The following is a 17,377-nucleotide window of genomic DNA, read 5'->3' on the forward strand; positions in this document are numbered from 1 at the left end:
CGGAAAGGGCAGGAGAGAACTCCTGCCCTTCTTGTTTAGTCGGCGTAACCCTCCAGGCTGCTCAGTGCCTGCGTGGTCCGCATAAACTGTCCGGTCCCAAAGGCTACTTCTTTCCCCCGCTCGTTGTAGAGGGTCGCCTCTGCGACAAAAAGGCTTTTGCCTTGCGAGCGTAAGGTGCCTACAGCCCGTAAGGTGCCGCTGGCGACAGGGCGAAGCAGGTTTAACTGAAAAGAGGAGGTGACGATAAAAACATCCCGCACGAGGGAGGCAACGGCAAAATAGGCAGCATCATCCATTAACTTGAAATAAACCGCCCCATGTATGGCATTGGCACCGTGAAAGTACTTTTCCTGTACGGGGAGTGTAATCTCGGCCCGGCTATGCCCTACCCGGATGCTGCTGCCATTAAATAATTCCTGGACCTTTGCTCTGTGATAAAGCCGTTCCAGGCGCTGGAAATGTTCTTCGTGTTGCATAGGGCAAGTATACGGATTAATCCGCTAAGCCTGCCGCTGCGCCAGACTGGTTCATGGGGAGTGTGCTTGTTTCTAATTATTCCCTACTTTAGCAGCCATAACACACTTATCGGATGACGGAGTATAATCACGGCCTGGGCATCAGTCACCTGGAGTTCTGGGTAAAAGACCTGGAGGAGTCACTGAGCTTTTACAGCCAGCTCTTTCCTATCATCGGCTGGTATGCGCATACCCGAACCTCCTTTAGCTGCGGGATACACGAGATTTACTTCAAAGAAATGCCTGTAGAGCGGCACGATAGCCTGGGGGTGCGCCATATCTGTTTTCATGCTAACAGCCGCGAGATGGTAGACAGAGTAGGGGAGTGGCTGCAAAGCATCGGTGCAGGTATTATCCGGGGCCCACAGCCCATGCCCCACTATACGGAACAGTACTATACGGTGGACTTCCGCGACCCCAATGATTTTGTGCTGGAGGTGGCTTATATGCCTGATATCCCTTTATAGGGAGAAGGGCTAAGGCTTAAGAAGGTTTTTTGCAGCCATGCGTGCTTTTACAGCGGTCACATCAATGCCGGCATGTTCCATCTTCTGCACCGCCAGTTCTTCGATCAGCTCTTTTAAAGTGGACAGGCAGGTATCAAATGCGGTGTGCTGCCCCATCAGGAACACCATTTCCTGCTCTATCTCCAACCAGGTCGCGATGTCGGCATGGTTATGCTGTATCCGCACCTCCAGTTTGTCCAGAGCATGGGCTACTTTGGCCTCATAGGTTGCTTTCTCCTCAAACTCATGCCACAGTTCGTACACGTGCTCGCCGATGCCCTCGCCTAGTGTTTGGCGGAGGTTTGCGATGGCCTGCAGTTCTTTCTGGCGCTTCAGCTCCATTGCCTCCGGGGTCTTCACCTCAAAGGCAGGAACGTCCCCGGCTTCTGCCTCCACCAGGTCGTGGATGATCACCATTTTCAGGGTGCGGGCTATATCAATGCGCTTGTCTAGGTAAGGCTCCAACAGCACCACCATGAGCGACATCCGCCAAGTGTGCTCCGCCACGCTTTCCTGCCGTCCGTTAGACAGCCAGCTGTGGCGCATTTCATACTTCAGCTTTTCGGCCAGGTGCAGTACCTCCAGCACCCTTTTCAGGTCTTCTTTCAATTGATCTAGTAACAGGTTTCAAAAGTCCTCAGGCAGCAGCTAAGGAATAAGTGGATGGGCTGCTTAAGCCCCGGATGAGGCGCTGGCTAAAGCGCGGAGTTCTTTTACCCTTTGCTCAAAGAACAGGTCTTCCTTTCCTTCGCCTACAATGGCGATGGTCTTGTAGAAATCCATCAGCTCCGGTTCATGGGTAGCCTTGGTCCCTTTTCGCACGTCCAGGTAGGCAAAGCGCATCCAAACCACCGACTTTAGAGCGCCTGTCTCCGGATCCAGCATCTGGCCCTCCGTCAGGAGGTCTGATGCCGTAAACCAGCGCAGGTTGGTGCGGATGATCACTTCTTCGTTGTACTTTGCCTCCCGCAGGTAAGCGATCTGGCTGGAGGCCACCACCCAGGCTTTCCCGCTTTGCCGCATGTGTTCGTAGATGTCCCGCTGGTACACTTCGCGCATCTGGTCTTCGCGTGCGTTCATGAAGTAGTCTACATAGCGGCCATTGTTCAGGTGGCCAAAAGGGTCAGAATCCTCGAACCGGATGCGCACGGTGCTTTCCGGGTACTGTGGTAATGTGCTTTGATCTTTATCCATGTTATGATGATGCGTAGGGCTTTTGCTTCTTTGATAGCTGCGCTTCGTTAAGCGCTGTAGGTTAACTCGATCTGGACACGCTCCCCGCCGCTGTATTTATGCAGCACAATGTTTATCCTGTCCGACTCCTGGTAATGGGCGGCTATCCCTTTGATGATGCCAACGGCAAGGGCGGCCATACGGCGCTTGGAGTGGTAGTCGATGATGAGCTTTTTGGCGTTTACGCGGGTAACGTGCAGTATCGGCGGAGTGGCTTCCGGGCTGCTTACCCGCACGGCGCGGTGCATGTTGTTTTCGGTATGCTCTACCAGGTCGAGTGTGCGCCACGCTGGGTTTATGTAGAGCTGGTACACATCGAGCAGGTCTGGTACCAGAAAAGTGCCCACCTGCTCCAGAAACACCTCTGCCGGGAGCTCCCACTTCGCAGCGGCAGTATGAACGAGGGCGATGATGTCTGCATCAGGGTAAATCTCTGTGGCATTAAACTGCGGGCGCGAGACCTGCGCCTCGTCTTTCAGTTCCTGCCACGCCTGCACCCCGTGCGTTTGCTGCACAAATTTTTTGAACTGTAAGAATATGAATCCATGCATCTCTTTTTCTTGCTTTGGTGTCCAGAAACTGTTCCTGTGATCTGGTCTTACCAGTCAGGCTTGGTATGGTCAGGCTTGGTATGGTCAGGCTTTCTGGTCGACTTTCTGGGTAATTGTTGAATGTACTGTAATTCTGCGTTACGCATGGCATCCAGCAGCAAACGGGCCTTTTCGGGGCTCATGTTTATTTGCTGTAGCCTGTCGCGCCGGGTTTGCGCCCGTTCGTCCTCTGCGGAGGGGGCATCCGCCCCACCACGTGGCTTTTGGTTCGGATCGGGCGTGCCCTCCGGGTTTTGCCCTTTGGTGTCGCCGGGTAACTTGCCGCTGCTCTCTTCTCTGTCCTGGTTGCCGGGTTGTTCGCCCTGCTGGCCGCCTTCTCCCTGGCCCTGGCCGATGCCCGACTCCTGTTGCCCTTTTTTATCGGGCTGTGGCTGCTCTACCTCTTCTTCAGAAGTGCCGTTCGCATCTTGCTTTTTACGGGGCTGTGGCTCCACTTCGTCGCTCGCCGGTGGAGGAGGGGGGATGCTGTCGGGGAGCGCGCTTTCGGCCTCGGGCGCCTGCAGTTTTTCCTGAGGCGGGGTTTGGGCTTTCTCCGGGTGGAGGTCCAGGTACTTTTTTAGTAACTCAAAGTTGTACCGGGCCGCCTCGTTCGAGGGTTCGGCGATCAGGGCCTGCTTGTACAGCGAGAGCGCCTGCTTGTATTTTTGCTGCTTAGTGGCAATGTTACCCAACTGCAGGTGGGTAATGGCCCTCAGGTGCTGAGTAGGGTGATCCGCCAGCAGGTAATAGCTTTCCTGGGCCTGCGGCAGGAGACCCGCCTGGTAATAGGCGTGGGCCAGGTTCAGCCGCAGTTGATCGTCCTGCACATCTAGGTCGCTGAGCAGGTATTCGTAGGCCGCAATGGCCTCTACGTAGTCTTTCTTTTCATAAGCAACAGCCGCGCGTTTCGCATACTCGTTGATGCGCGAGATCGTGTTTAGCCCGCCACCCAGGATGCTGATCAGGAACAGGATAAAGAACGGTTTCATATACGCACGAGTTTAATGGTGATCAAAACATCCAGTGCAATCAGAAACAGTGCCAGTGCCAGGGGGTAGATGTATTTGTTTGCCGTCACATCGATCGTCTTGCTCTCCCGCAACTCTCCCTCTATGTTGTTAATGGCGCTGATGAGCTTGCTAACCTCGCTCACCCGGTCGTTTACCTCGTAGTACTGTCCGCCCGTTAGCGCCGCCAGTTGCATCAGTGGCTCCGGGTTTAACCGGGTAAGGACCGTGTTGCCTTCCGCATCTTTCTTCAGCCCGCGGTTTGTTGGTATGGGGCTACCCGCGGTGGTGCCAATGCCCAGGGTATATACCCTGATGTTCTGGTCCCGCAGTTGCTCGGCCAGCTCTGTTACTTCTCCTCCAAAGTCCTCCCCATCGCTTACCAATACCAGTACCCGGGCCTTCTGCTCTTCTGCCTCCGGCATAGCGTTCTGCTTTAGCTTGTCCAGGGTTAATGCCAGCACGGGCGCATAGTCGGTGCCGGAGTGGGGCACAAGGCTGGTGCGTAGGGTTTGGGTGTACAGTTGCAGGGCATTCTGATCGTAGGTGAGCGGACTCTGCACAAAGGCCTCGTTCGAGAACACCAGCAGCCCGATGCGGTCGGAGTTGAAGCGCGTGATCAGGCGCTGTATCTCGTGCTTGGCCTTCTCCAGGCGCGAGGGCTGCACATCGGTTGCGTCCATGGACTTGGACAGGTCTACTGCAATGAACAGGTCCTTTCCAATGGTCCTGATCTCTTTTTTCATGGCCCCGAAGGAGGGGCCCAGGATGGCGACAATGAGGAGGACCGCATACACGTGGCGCAAGAGGAACTTAAACCAGATGCCGTGCGGGCGCTGTCCGAAAAATAAGGCAACCTTCCGTACACGCAGCAGATACCCTACGTACAACCCGAAGAACAGGATGCCTAAAAGTAGCTCAAGCAGGGTAAGGGTTTGGTACCAGATCATGTTTTTAGGAACAGGGCTACGCAACATTATCGCTTTTGCACTTGCTGCTAGCTGCAAAGATACAAAAGCTGCCTCTCAAATTAAGTTTTACCGGCGGGGGAAAAGGGGAAATCCGCTACCCTGCGCGGTACCTTGAACGCCGAAAGGCCTGTATTTATGTTGCCGCAGCTATGCGCTGAAAAAAGTTTTAAAAAAATGTGCCTCAGCAAGCAGAAAAGAATCAAATAGTTAGCCGATGGCGATGCGCAATTTTACGTTTATGGGGCCTGAATTTTAGGGGTTGCTCTTGCGCTATAAAAACTAATGTAGTATGTTTGCAATCTCTTAAGCAGTAAGAGACACCACGGAGAGGTGGGTGAGTGGCTTAAACCAGCAGTTTGCTAAACTGCCGTACCCGTAAGGGTACCGGGGGTTCGAATCCCCCCTTCTCCGCTGTAAGATGACGATGAAAAAAACTGAAAAAAAGTTTTTGCAAATCTAAAATCTTCACTTACCTTTGCACCGCAATCAGGCAGAACGGTTGAAAGATCAGAAGCCAGAAAGCGAAAATAGTTCGGGGTGTAGCGTAGCCCGGTATCGCGCCACATTTGGGATGTGGAGGTCGTAGGTTCGAATCCTGCCACCCCGACTAAAAAAATTTCGGAAGCAATTCCGAAATTTTTTGTTTAAGGGTAGAGCATTTGCTCTCCTGAGAACGCTGGTCCCGTAGCTCAGCTGGATAGAGCAACTGCCTTCTAAGCAGTAGGTCTTTGGTTCGAATCCAAACGGGATCACTCCATTATCAAGCACTTATAAGTTTTAGCTTATAAGTGCTTTTTTTATGTGCACACAAATTTTTTTCAGCAAAATAGCCGTGCACGCAACATCTTTCCGGTTATCAAGAGCTGATTTACTCAAGAAAGAGAACAGCTTATCTTTTCGTGTATTTACTAGGTGGTGTAGTTCAACATGCTGCCGTGTAATCCTATATCATTGAAGTTGATAGTCCAAATACTCCTGTCGGAGCATAAGCGTACAAATAGGCTTACCTCATTACCCCGGTTTTCCGGAAACACAAATACTAGAAGTGTAATTCGGGCGCTGCTCGGCCTTTTGGACTTGTAGTAGACGCACTTGCTCAGTTAGAGCACATGGCACAATCTGCTAATGCCTACCTCTGCAGAGGCCGTTTCCTAGGCTGTTTGTCGCTTATGGCAGGGCTTGTCGGAACACTTGGCCTTGAGGTGGCGGTTCTCATCCTCCAGCTCCTTCATGCGTTTGAGTTTGGTGGCGTCCACTGCATTATCGCGCTGGCGTCACTTGTAGAAGGCAGCTTGGCTCACGCCATACTCCCGGCTGGCTCTGCTGCCCCCTTGCCATTCTCGAACTCCTTCAGGGGCTTGGTGATCTGCTGGGGAGTGAACGTCTTTCTTTTCAAAAGTAACTGTACAAAATCAAATATTTTTCTCTATTGTAAAACAGTTTTATGATCGGGGGAGCTGCCAGTTACCTTTCTAGCTCTGTAGTGATGTCTTTGGTCTGGCACTTTACTATAGAAGTGTATCCGAATCCTTTACACGAGGTCTAACAGTTACCACGAACTGATTTACGTTTTCATGCATGCACATCCTGAAACTTTCTATATTCGTGAATTTCTCGAATGAAGATAAGTAAGAGAGGTGGCTAACCGCGACTCCAAGGGTGAATAGTTTTTTCAATTGCTAACAGCGTTCTCATACTGGTTCAGGTGTGATTCCATGTAGGTTGTTGGCGGAACGCCGTAAAGGTCTTTGAAAGCAGTGGAAAAGGAGGCCAGGCTTGTGAACCCTACCGCAAAGGCAACTTCCGAAATGTTCAGGTGCTTGCTCGAGAGCAGGTCTGCGGCTTGCTGCAGGCGGACATTCCGTATGAAGTCACGCGTAGACTGGTTGGTGATTTCCTTCATCTTACGATGCAGATGCACCCGGCTGATGCCAATCTCACCGGCAATCATTTCCACGCTCAGGGCCGGATTGTCCATGTTGCGGTTTATGATGTCCAGGAGTTTGTTTAACAGCTTTTCATCCGCCGACTTGATGGCGACTTTCTGTACTTTATCGCGCTGGTCCTGGTTCCCGCTGAAGTTATTCCGGAGCATATCGCGGTTCCTAATGATGTTTTGAACCGTCTTTTTCAATATGTCAATGTTGAAGGGCTTCACCATGTAGGCGTCCGCTCCAATACCCAACCCTTCTAATGTGTCCTCTTCCTCTGCTTTGGCTGTTAACAGCACGACAGGAATATGGTTGACATTCACGTTCTGCTTGATTTTCCGGCAGAGGGTGATCCCATCCATTTCAGGCATCATCACGTCACTGATGATCAAGTGAGGAGCCTTTTCCAAGATGGCGGAGAGTGCCTCTTTCCCGTTCGCGCTCTCCGTCATATGGAACTCTGAAGAGAGTTCCCGGCAGATATACTTCCGGATCTCCTTGTCATCGTCCACCACCAGCACCCGCATATTGGTTTTGGAACTCACTTTAAACTCTTCCGGCCCTTCCACTGGAGCTGGCAACGCTGGTACAGCAGGCTCGGAGGCCTGTACGAAAAGGCTGGGTTCCATTAACTCCTCCGGTTTCAGGTGATCCTTCCCAAGCGGAAAGCGCATGACAAAGCGGCACCCTTGGGCTCCGTTATTGTTCTCTGCCCTGATACTGCCATGGTGAAGCGCTACAATGGATTGGGTGAGACTTAAACCGATGCCCGTGCCCGCTGCAAAATGATTATGGGATGTGCGGACCTGGTAAAAGCATTCAAAAACCTTCTTCAGTTCGTGGTATGGAATGCCAATGCCACTATCCGAAACAATTAACTCAACATAGCGGCGCAATGCACCTGCTGCGCCATCGTCCTCGCCGGTCTGGAGATAAATGTCAATGTTACCTCCATCAGGTGTAAACTTGAATGCATTGGAGAGCACATTCAGGACAGCCTTATCAAAATAATCAGGGTCTACCCATACCGGTAGCTGTTCGGTGCTGCGGTGGAGATGGAGGCCGATGTTCCTGGTCTGGGACTGCTCTTCGAAAATGGCGCATAGTTTTCTGATGAATCCCACGATTTCCACTTTCTGAAACTTCAGTTGCATTTGTCCCTTGTCGATCTTACGGATATCCATGAGCTGGTTGATGAGGTGCAGAATGCGTTCAGCGTTATGCTGCATGGTAAGGTAAGTCTGCTGGCGATCCCGGTCTTTGTCTGTTGAAATGAGTTTTTTCAGCGGACTGATGATCAGGGTCATGGGAGTGCGAATCTCGTGGGAGATATTGATAAAGAACTGCAGCTTGGCGTCAATGATTTGCTTTGCATGCTGATGCTCCAGCATTTTCTGACGGGTGCGCAGCCGGTGGCGGACCTGCAGCCATACGAGTAAAAGCACGGCTGCCAGGATAAGCCCGTAAAAAAACTTTGCCAGGGGAGAGAAATACCAGGCTGGAGAAATAACAACGGTCACCTCCCTTACATCAGAATAGTCGCTGTAGTTTCTGGCCCTGAAGCGGAAGCGGTAAGTACCCGGAGTTAGATCCGTAAAGTTGACGGTGTTTGTTCCCGGGCGCAGGGTAATCCACTCCTCGTTCTGCAGGGAATACTGGTAGGTGATCCGCTCCGGGTTGGCAAAGTCCATGGCCGACAGCTCCATACTGAAGGAATTGTCCTTGTGCGAGAGATGGAAGCTGTCCGCCTCCATCACAGCGGCATTGACAATGGCATACGGGCCGGACCTCATTCCTTTTTTCACTGCCTGGTTATGCAGGTAAAAACCGGTTATACGCACGTTCAGGTCATTTCCTGTAGTGGGGGGATTATCTGGTATATCAGCTGGATTGAACAAGGTAATGCCGTTAATTCCCCCGAAAATGATCTGTCCCTTGCTGTCTACGTACGCCGCTCCTTTGCTGAACTCATTGCCCTGTAAGCCGTCATTCGCATAGTAACTGATGAAGCTGTTTTTTTTCGGATCCAATTTCGTCACGCCGTAGTTCGTACTGATCCAAAGGCGGCCGGCCTTGTCTCCCTTCACGGCGCAGATGACGTTGCTGGGCAGCCCGTCCTCCATCGTATAGGTTTTTATCTTGTTAGTTTCTACCTCCAGGCGCATCAGTCCCTGAGAAGTGCCAATCCAGATATTCCCTTCCGGGTCTTCGTGCAGCGCGTAGATGATGGAGCCCTGCAGCAGGCGGTTGGTGCCGTGGGTAGAGGCAAAGTTTTTGGTTTCCAGGTCAAGGCAGCCGATACCATCGTAAGTGCCAATGTAGAGCTTGTTTTTGCTGGTGAGCAGCAGGCAATTGATCCAGCGGCTGGGGAGGTGGTTCTGTACGCCTGTGTTGCTGGCCCCCGGACGGGCATAGTAGTGGGTGAGCTTCTGGGTGCGCAAGTCCATTGAGAAGAGACCGGCTCCCATCGTGCCGATCCAGACTGTCTTGTGCCTGTCTTCCAGGATACTGTACACGCGCTCTACCGGATCATTATGCTCATCACGCAAGGCGGTGATATAGTCGCATTTTCCTGTGCTGCGGTCTAGCTTTGCCAGGCCATTGAGGTAGGAGCCCAGCCAAAGGTTCTGGTCCGAATCCTCGTAAATGCTCATAATGGAGGAGGGCACCGAGGAGGGGGAAGCCGTTCGGTCAAAATGCGCTATTTGTTCCCCATCCAAATCGATGGCGTAAAGGCCGTCGCTGTCCGTTCCGACCCAACGTGTGCCCTCATGGTCTTCATGAACAGAAAGGACGGCATTAGAGCCGATGGTGTTGTGGTTGACGGATTTGTACCCGACATACTTGAAGTTGCTGGAGTTTGCAGGCAACAGCAGAACGCCTTTTTGGTAAATTCCCAGCCAGAGGTTACCCGCCTGATCCTCCAGGATAGAGTGCACTTTTGACTTTAAAAGGTTAAAGGTAGCTACGTTAAAGTTCCCCTCAGTTATTGTTCCACTGTTCAGGTCATAGATCTTTACGCCTTCCCCGTCCGTTCCCAGGTAGAGCTTGCCTTCCCGCCTGCTCATGTGCATGGTGCTGATGGACAGCTCCGGAGAAGGAGGGTACGGAATCTGCTGGAATGCACCAACTGACTCCTTGTACATAAAGAGCCCATTGCTCAAACTGCTGACATACACGTTTCCCGCTCTATCCTGGCAAATACCGCTAATCGTATTACTGGGTGCCTCTATCCCACGGAAGTGCCTGGTTTTCCCATTCCTGTCGATAAGGAAAAGCCCTTTGTCCTGCGTGGCTACCCAAAGCCGCTGTTCCCTGTCTTCAAAAAGATAATCAATGATTGCAGCAGGGATGAACTGGTGTCTCTGCTGGATAACAGGCTGGTTTCCCTCAAAAGTGAGCGAGAACACCCCAAATCCTGAGGTGCCGATAAGGATCTCCCCGTTTTCGCGCTCCGTGATGCTGAGGACATGGGCATCCGCTTCTTTGCCGTCTTCGGGTAAGAGGCGGATTTGCCTGAAGGAGTCTGTCGCATGGTCGTACAGCTGCAGGCCATTGAAATAACCTACCAGCAGATGGCCTTTCGAGTCTTCGAACAGAAGGCGTACGTAATTATTTAAGATGGAAGCCGGGTTCCGCTGATCATGCTTATAGATGGTGAACTTGGAACCATCGTATCGGTTCAAGCCATCCTCAGTGGCCACCCAGACAAGGCCCTTGCTATCCTGATACACCTGATAGATAAGGCTGTTGGATAGCTCTACGTCCACGGAAAACATTTTCCCCGGCTGTGCAGAAGCCCCGGAGAAGAGCAGGAGGAGTAGAAAAAGAAGTTTGTTTTTGATGTTCACCGTAAAATAAGTGTTCATGACAAGCAGTTTCAGCCAGCCACACCGTCTGTTTTAAATTAAAACTGTAGCCTTCCTGCACGCTCCTGGAGCGTAGGTGTGGGCGTTAGCTCCGGCTCCTTTACCTCTTAGTGGGGCTGTATCTGAACCAAAAGCATAGTATGGTACAACCCGCTCAATCATTGCCTTCCTGCCAAAGCATTGCCCTGTCTAACTTAGCTTTCTGCCGTCTACTTTCCAAGCGGTTTGCCGGGAAAAGAACAAAAACTATCCAAAATAGAGAGTCCTTTCGCTATTGCACCAGCGGTTCTTATTTAGAAGCAGAAGAGCATGCGATACGCTTTTGTTCCTGTACAGCTTCAAGGGAAGCAGCTGCGGAAGTTGTGCTTACCGGACAATTTATTTGCACTTTTCGTTCACGGGACTCATTCATGCGGAGCAGAAACTCTGAAAAGCAGAAGTTGGTGAGGGTATAGAGCGGGCCGTGCCGGCTCGGGTAAACCTTCTTAATGCATAGGCAGCGGTAAAGGAAGCAGGATACAGTTGGAGCTGTCTCCTATGTTTTTGGTTACAGGATCTCCACAAAGCAGAAGTGCGCAAGCTTCAGGAGTACACAATCTTGCTCCGCCGTCGGCCAACCATTTAGTAAACTCAGGCAAGTTTCCAGAGAAAGTGGACGGCGCTGCTTTGCCTGGTCTGTTTTGTCTGAAAAAGTGCCGTTACGCCGCATTCAGGCTATTATGTAACATGAGTGCAACGATATGTTACATGTTCTTTTGCGGATGTAACATGGCTGGAAAGACGTGTTACATGAAAATATTCACATAGTCATGGAAGAAGTTATATTTGCTTCTATGTAAGTGAGTGGTTGCTGTAATGAGTGAGTGTTTGCTTTTTTAAGATGAATAGCTACTCAAGAAAGTGATAGCAATGAAATAGAAAGACGGTGAAAATGTCTGTATGGCTTTAACGGGCTATCTGAAAAACGTGGAACCGCATCTGTTATTTGGGGCTCCTCGCATGAAGTGTTATAGGTGTTAGTTACGTCGGCCGCTTTATGGCAGGAAAGAATGCAATGGCGGGTCAGGCGAAACCTTTATCAGGTAAGGCGGGTGCCCATTCTGACCACATTGCTTAAGAGGCATGGACAATTACAATCAGAACTACCTTTTTCCTGGCGGGGCCCCTTACTTGGGCATATAGCATATAAAAGGGCAAGAGCTACCGGATGATTACTTCCGCTTTTCAGCAGCAGGAGTCAGGTAAACTGGAAGCAGGATGGCCCTGTGCTGGAGCGCCGTTCCCGGCTACAAGTTTTTAAACTGTAATAGGGGAGGGGTAGAGGTACGAGGTGGTACAAATTTCTACGGCAACTCCTTTGGCTTGACAAGTAACAGCATAGCTTCCACGCGACGACTACCCATTCGGCATAAAGGCAAGTGCTTGTTTGTGAGGGAACTGGTAAGGAGAAAAGATGCCTCTGCTAAGTGAGACTGCAGTAGGGGGAGCGCCGACCCATGTCCTGCAGATTAAGTGTTTAGATGACGCTTGATATACAGGAGAGGCTATTGTTTAAAGCTGTTCAAGAGGTTCAACTATAAGATTGCAATATGAAAAAATTACTACACCAAAACCTGCATAGGGTCAAATATGCGTTCCTGGGGGTTTGTGTTCAGTGTTTTTTAGTCGAAGCGTCCTGGGCGTCTGAACTTGGTCCCCCTTCGAAAAGCCTGAACACGGCATCCTTTCTAACAGAAGGGGCTACACCCCATACTCGGGTTAAGAGCCGTCTGCAACAGGGTATAGTGATTACCGGGAAGGTTATACTAAGTGACGACCAACAGGGCATACCCGGGGTAAGCGTGTACCTGAAAGGCTCCAGTGTCGGAACAGCTACAGATGCGAATGGGAATTACTCCATCAAAGTGCCTTCCCAGGAGTCTGTGTTGGTTTACAGCTTCATTGGGTATGCCACGCAGGAGGTAACTGTCGGTGACCGAACAGAGATCAATGTGACGCTATCAGCAGATGTCAAGGCTTTGCAGGAGGTTGTTGTGGTGGGGTACGGCGAGCAGAAAAAAGAAAGCGTGGTTGCTGCCATTACCCAAACGACCGGCAAGGTGCTGGAACGTGCCGGTGGGGTATCCAACGTTGGGGCGGCATTAACAGGTAATGTTCCTGGCGTCGTTACATCAGCCAGTACGGGTATGCCAGGTGAGGAAGACCCACGAATCGTCATTCGTGGGAGCAGCTCCTGGAACAGCTCGTCTCCACTTGTGCTGGTGGATGGCATTGAGCGACCAATGAGTAGCGTGGACATTACCTCAGTTGAGTCCATCTCTATCCTGAAAGATGCTTCGGCTACTGCTGTGTATGGGTCAAGAGGGGCGAACGGCGTGGTGCTCATCACTACCAAAAGAGGCCAGGCAGGAAAAGCGATTATCAGGGGAAGAGTGAACACCACCATGAAAGTCCCTTCCAAGCTGCCTGGGAAGTACGACGCCTATGATGCGCTAAGGATCCGTAACCAGGCTATTGAGAACGAGCTTGGGCTTAGGCCGGAGGCTTGGGGGGATTTCCTTCCACAGGATATTCTTGATAAATACCGGTTCCCGGCCAATGAGGAGGAAAGGGCGCGTTATCCTAATGTAGACTGGGCAAACACCTTGTTTAAGGATCACACGATGTCTTACAATGCCAGCCTCAACGTAAGTGGGGGGAGCAAGTTTGTCAAGTATTTCTCCAGTGTCGATTTCCTGCGCGAGGGGGACCTGATGCGGCAGTATGACAACAACCGGGGATACGACCCCGGCTATGGCTTTAACCGACTGAATGTCCGGAGCAACCTGGATTTCCAGCTGACTCCTTCCACGGTTTTCAAGGCGAACCTGGCCGGTTCGTACGGCGTGAAGAAAAGCCCTTGGGGAGCAACCGGTGGGGAGTATGGCATGTGGATCGCTGCCTACAGCAACGCACCCGATGCTTTCCTGCCACAATATGCGGACGGTTCCTGGGGATATTACGCGCCGAACGAGGGGAAGGCGGAGAACTCTGTCAGGAGCCTGGCCATCAGCGGGATACAGTACAGAACCACAACGCGCCTGAACACAGACTTTACGCTGGAGCAGAACCTGGACATGCTGGCCAACGGACTGAGCTTTAGAGGCACTCTTGCCCTGGACAATACGTTTGTCGAGGCCGACAGAGGGGTGAACGACTTGTACAATGACACCCAGCAGTCGTGGGTGGACCCTGTGACCGGCCTGATCACCTATAAGCAAAGCTATGACCCCAACAACAGGTTTGACTTTCAGGAAGGAGTAAAATGGTCCGCCAGCCCGGGAACTGTTTTAAATTATGCGTCCCAGCGCAGGCTTTTCTATCAAGGGCAGCTGAACTACAAAGTTACCCTTGGGGAGAAGCATAACCTGACGGCCATGGGGCTTTTTAACCGGAATGAGTACGCTGTTGGCAGCCAAGTCCCACAGTACCGGGAGGACTGGGTGTTCCGCACCACCTACAACTTTAACGATAAGTACATGCTCGAGTACAACGGGGCCTACAATGGCTCTGAAAAATTCGGCAGGGACTACCGTTTTGCCTTCTTCTCCTCCGGAGGGGTTGGCTGGATGCTCTCTAGGGAGAAGTTTCTGGAGTCCGTTGCTTTTCTCGACATGCTCAAGCTACGCGCCTCTTATGGGGAAGTGGGTGATGACAATGTGTACGGACGGTTCCTGTACATGACGCAGTGGGCTTATGAAGGGCGGGCCAGGCTTGGTACGACCGGCGAGCAGGCGGAACAGAGCCCTTATACCTGGTACAAGGAATCTGCTGTCGGCAACCCGGATGTTCGCTGGGAAAAGGTAAGCAAGTACAATGTAGGCCTTGACTTTGGTATCCTGAAAGGCGCCATTGACGGTAGCGTGGATTTCTTTCGCGACAAACGTACCGATATTCTCATAGTGGGGGGAAGCAGAGCTATTCCTTCTTATTACGGCACAGTAGCCCCGGTAGCCAACCTGGGAAGAGTGCAGAACCAGGGCTTTGAATTTGTGCTGAACCTGAACCACACCTTCGCCAATGGTTTAAATGTGTGGTCTAACCTGAACATGACCCATGCCCAAAACAAAGTGCTGGATGCGGATGACGCGGGCTTGTTGCCGGAGTACCAGAAAGACGCGAACAAGGCGATCGGGCAGGCTTATGCCTATGTGGGCCACGGCTACTACAACACCTGGGATGAGCTGTACGCCAGCACGATCCACAACACAAACGATAACCAGAAGTTGCCGGGTAATTACCAGCTAGTGGACTATAACGCCGATGGGGTGATCGATACCTATGACAACATCCCTTATGGATTTACCGGAACCCCGCAAAACACCTATAACACAACTGTGGGTGCTGAGTGGAAAGGGTTCAATGCTTTCGTGCAGTTCTACGGTGTAAATAATGTGACACGGCAGGTCGTGCTGACCAGCTTAAGCTCCCAGAACCATGTCGTTTACGAAGAGGGTGGCTACTGGTCGAAGGACAATACCGGAGCCGATACCCCGATGCCCCGTTGGCTTTCTACCCCAAGCGGCTATACCAGCGCGCATCGCTATATGTTTGATGGCTCTTACCTCCGCCTGAAGAACGCGGAAATCGGCTATACCTTCAACCCGGGGGCTATCAAGAAGCTTGGTTTTACAAACGTCCGCATCTACTTAAACGGGAATAATCTTCATGTGTGGACGAAAATGCCAGACGACCGGGAATCCAACTTCGCAGGTACAGGATGGGCTTCTCAGGGAGCTTACCCGACTGTAAAGCGATATAATCTAGGTGTTGATCTTTCCTTCTAAACTGTACATCATGAAATCTTTTATAAAAGTTATCTTAAGGTGCAGCGTCGCCTTAAGCCTGGTCCTCACTACATCCTGTGAGGACTACCTGGACGCCACCGATGAATCTGTCATCTCACCCGATGAGGCTTTTGAGAACTTTACCAATTTTCAGGGCTATACCGAAGAGCTTTACCACTGCATCCCGGATTTTACCAATGCTTATTGGACCAACTCATGGAACTGGGGAGAGGACGAAATCCAGTCTTCGGCCCGCGACTTCCACTTCGGGGTTAAAATTGATAACGGTAACTTCTGGGGCTGGCAGTCAGAGCATGACGGGTGGCAGGCCGGCTGGATGGACAGAAACAACACGAACACGAATGACGACCGGTTTACGAAGTCTCTGTGGAAGTTGGGCTGGTACGGGATACGCAAGGCCAACATGGGGCTGGAAAACCTCGACAAAATGACAGGCGCTACGGAAGAAGAGCGGAATCTGATCAAGGGGCAGTTGCTGTTCTTCAGAGGTTGGTTCCATTTCCAGTTCATGCAGTACTTTGGAGGCCTTCCCTACATTGATTATGTGCTGCCCAGCGACGAGAAGCTGACATTACCCCGGCTGAGCTACCAGGAGTGCGCGGAAAAAGCGGCGCAGGATTTCAGGGAGGCTGCCGACTTGCTGCCTGTTAACTGGGACAACACAACTGTAGGAAGAAGAACTTTGGGGAAGAATGCGCTGCGTATCAACAAGATCATGGCGCTGGGCTACCTGGGCAAAAACTATCTGTGGGCGGGCAGCCCCTTGATGAACTCCGAGTCGACGGGTAGCAGAAGCTACAACCCCGAACTGTGCCAAAAGGCAGCCGCGGCGTTTGCCGAACTGCTGAACCTTTGCGAAAGCGGTGAGGCCCCGTACAGGCTCCTTCCTTTTTCTGAATACTCCAAAAACTTCTATACCACCAGCCAGAACTGGCAGATGCCCGGTGGTACCGAAGCAATTTTCCGTGGCCCTTACTATGGCGCCAATGGGTCTAACTGGGGAACCAGTAAGCAGTACCAACCTGCCCCTGTCATTGCCGACGGCGACGTAAAGTTTTTGCCAACAGCGAACTACGTGGACTATTACGGCATGGCGAACGGGTTGCCCATTAAAGACATAACACAGGCCGACGCGGAGTCTGGCTACGACCCGGCCTATCCTTGGCGCGGCCGTGACCCTCGGTTTTACAATGACATTGTGTTCGACGGGGTAAAAGTGGTGCAGGGATCCATGCCTGACAACGTGAAAGACGACCGGTATGCAAACTTGTTCACGGGGGGCAGCTACAGGAATGTGAGCACCGGCAGCCGCACAGGGTACCTGCTTTACAAGTTCATTCCCATAACAGCTAATAAATACGACAACGGCTATGGCTACGGCAACAGCCTCAACATCCACATCCCCTGGATGCGGTTGGCGGATATCTATATCATGTATGCGGAAGCCGCTGCCCAAGGGTATGGTGCGCCCAATGGCAAAGACCCCAATTACAGCAAGACGGCTGTGGAAGCCATCAATGTGGTTCGTGACAGGGCGGGTGTCGGGCACGTAGCCGATCAATTCCAAGGCTCCTTGGATGCTTTTACGGGCGAAGTGAGGCGCGAACGTGCCGTGGAGCTGGCTTTTGAAGGGCACAGGTTCAATGACCTTCGTCGCTGGCTGCTGTTAACGGAGAGCCCCTATACGCTTAAAAAGTCAGTTGAATTTGACAGGGCCGGTGAGTTCAACACCGAAGACCCGAGGCAAAACAGGGTGGTGAACCTGCGTGAGGAGGTTATTCTGGAGCGCAAGTTCAGTAACAAGCACTATTGGCTGCCTCTAAAAAACAACGATGTAAACATGTACCTGGAATTTGCACAAAACCCGGGTTGGTAAAACGGACGATGATTGAAAAAGCTATAGTCTTA

At 51.7% G+C, this 17,377-nt stretch carries 10 protein-coding genes and 3 tRNA genes; 6 read left to right on the forward strand and 7 right to left on the reverse strand.

Annotation, left to right across the window (positions count from 1 at the left end; genetic code table 11):
- Positions 1-35: 35 nt before the first annotated feature.
- The gene (locus CHB92_RS20660; RefSeq protein ID WP_089321146.1) at positions 36-476 is read right to left on the reverse strand and encodes a PaaI family thioesterase; all 441 of its coding nucleotides are present in this window, start codon (positions 474-476) and stop codon (positions 36-38) included.
- A 113-nt stretch (positions 477-589) separates the two neighbouring features.
- Between CHB92_RS20660 and CHB92_RS20665 the strand changes: the two genes are divergently transcribed.
- The gene (locus CHB92_RS20665) at positions 590-982 is read left to right on the forward strand and encodes a VOC family protein (RefSeq protein ID WP_089321147.1); all 393 of its coding nucleotides are present in this window, start codon (positions 590-592) and stop codon (positions 980-982) included.
- A gap of 9 nt (positions 983-991) precedes the next feature.
- On the opposite strand, the gene CHB92_RS20670 is transcribed toward CHB92_RS20665, so the two are convergent.
- The 5 genes from CHB92_RS20670 to CHB92_RS20690 form a co-directional block, all read right to left on the reverse strand.
- Complete coding sequence (locus CHB92_RS20670; protein ID WP_089321148.1) at positions 992-1,630, reverse strand: HD domain-containing protein; 639 nt, start codon at positions 1,628-1,630, stop codon at positions 992-994.
- A gap of 63 nt (positions 1,631-1,693) precedes the next feature.
- Positions 1,694-2,215, reverse strand: a complete 522-nt coding sequence (locus CHB92_RS20675; protein ID WP_089321149.1) for an acyl-CoA thioesterase — start codon at positions 2,213-2,215, stop codon at positions 1,694-1,696.
- A 47-nt stretch (positions 2,216-2,262) separates the two neighbouring features.
- Positions 2,263-2,805 carry a heme NO-binding domain-containing protein gene (locus CHB92_RS20680; RefSeq protein ID WP_089321150.1) on the reverse strand — a complete coding sequence of 181 codons (543 nt, stop codon included), beginning with the start codon at positions 2,803-2,805 and terminating at the stop codon, positions 2,263-2,265.
- 47 nt (positions 2,806-2,852) lie between these two features.
- Positions 2,853-3,833: an aerotolerance protein gene (locus tag CHB92_RS20685; protein ID WP_089321151.1), complete on the reverse strand. Its 981-nt coding sequence runs from the start codon at positions 3,831-3,833 to the stop codon at positions 2,853-2,855.
- Complete coding sequence (locus tag CHB92_RS20690) at positions 3,830-4,801, reverse strand: VWA domain-containing protein (RefSeq protein WP_089321178.1); 972 nt, start codon at positions 4,799-4,801, stop codon at positions 3,830-3,832. The genes CHB92_RS20685 and CHB92_RS20690 overlap by 4 nt, the downstream gene beginning before the upstream one ends.
- 345 nt (positions 4,802-5,146) lie before the next feature.
- Between CHB92_RS20690 and CHB92_RS20695 the strand changes: the two genes are divergently transcribed.
- From CHB92_RS20695 to CHB92_RS20705, 3 genes are all read left to right on the forward strand, one after another.
- Positions 5,147-5,233, forward strand: a tRNA-Ser gene (locus tag CHB92_RS20695).
- A 122-nt stretch (positions 5,234-5,355) separates the two neighbouring features.
- A tRNA-Pro gene (locus CHB92_RS20700) sits at positions 5,356-5,429 on the forward strand.
- 71 nt (positions 5,430-5,500) lie between these two features.
- A tRNA-Arg gene (locus CHB92_RS20705) sits at positions 5,501-5,574 on the forward strand.
- Positions 5,575-6,494: 920 nt separating this feature from the next.
- Here CHB92_RS20705 and CHB92_RS20715 read toward each other — a convergent pair.
- The gene (locus CHB92_RS20715) at positions 6,495-10,622 is read right to left on the reverse strand and encodes a hybrid sensor histidine kinase/response regulator transcription factor (protein WP_089321153.1); all 4,128 of its coding nucleotides are present in this window, start codon (positions 10,620-10,622) and stop codon (positions 6,495-6,497) included.
- Positions 10,623-12,406: 1,784 nt separating this feature from the next.
- Between CHB92_RS20715 and CHB92_RS20720 the strand changes: the two genes are divergently transcribed.
- Together CHB92_RS20720 and CHB92_RS20725 are read left to right on the forward strand one after the other, a co-directional pair.
- Complete coding sequence (locus CHB92_RS20720) at positions 12,407-15,448, forward strand: SusC/RagA family TonB-linked outer membrane protein (protein ID WP_245842762.1); 3,042 nt, start codon at positions 12,407-12,409, stop codon at positions 15,446-15,448.
- A 10-nt stretch (positions 15,449-15,458) separates the two neighbouring features.
- Positions 15,459-17,345: a RagB/SusD family nutrient uptake outer membrane protein gene (locus CHB92_RS20725; RefSeq protein ID WP_089321179.1), complete on the forward strand. Its 1,887-nt coding sequence runs from the start codon at positions 15,459-15,461 to the stop codon at positions 17,343-17,345.
- Positions 17,346-17,377 lie beyond the last annotated feature (32 nt).

It is taken from the genome of Pontibacter ummariensis, from assembly GCF_900188175.1.
Lineage (GTDB): Bacteria > Bacteroidota > Bacteroidia > Cytophagales > Hymenobacteraceae > Pontibacter > Pontibacter ummariensis.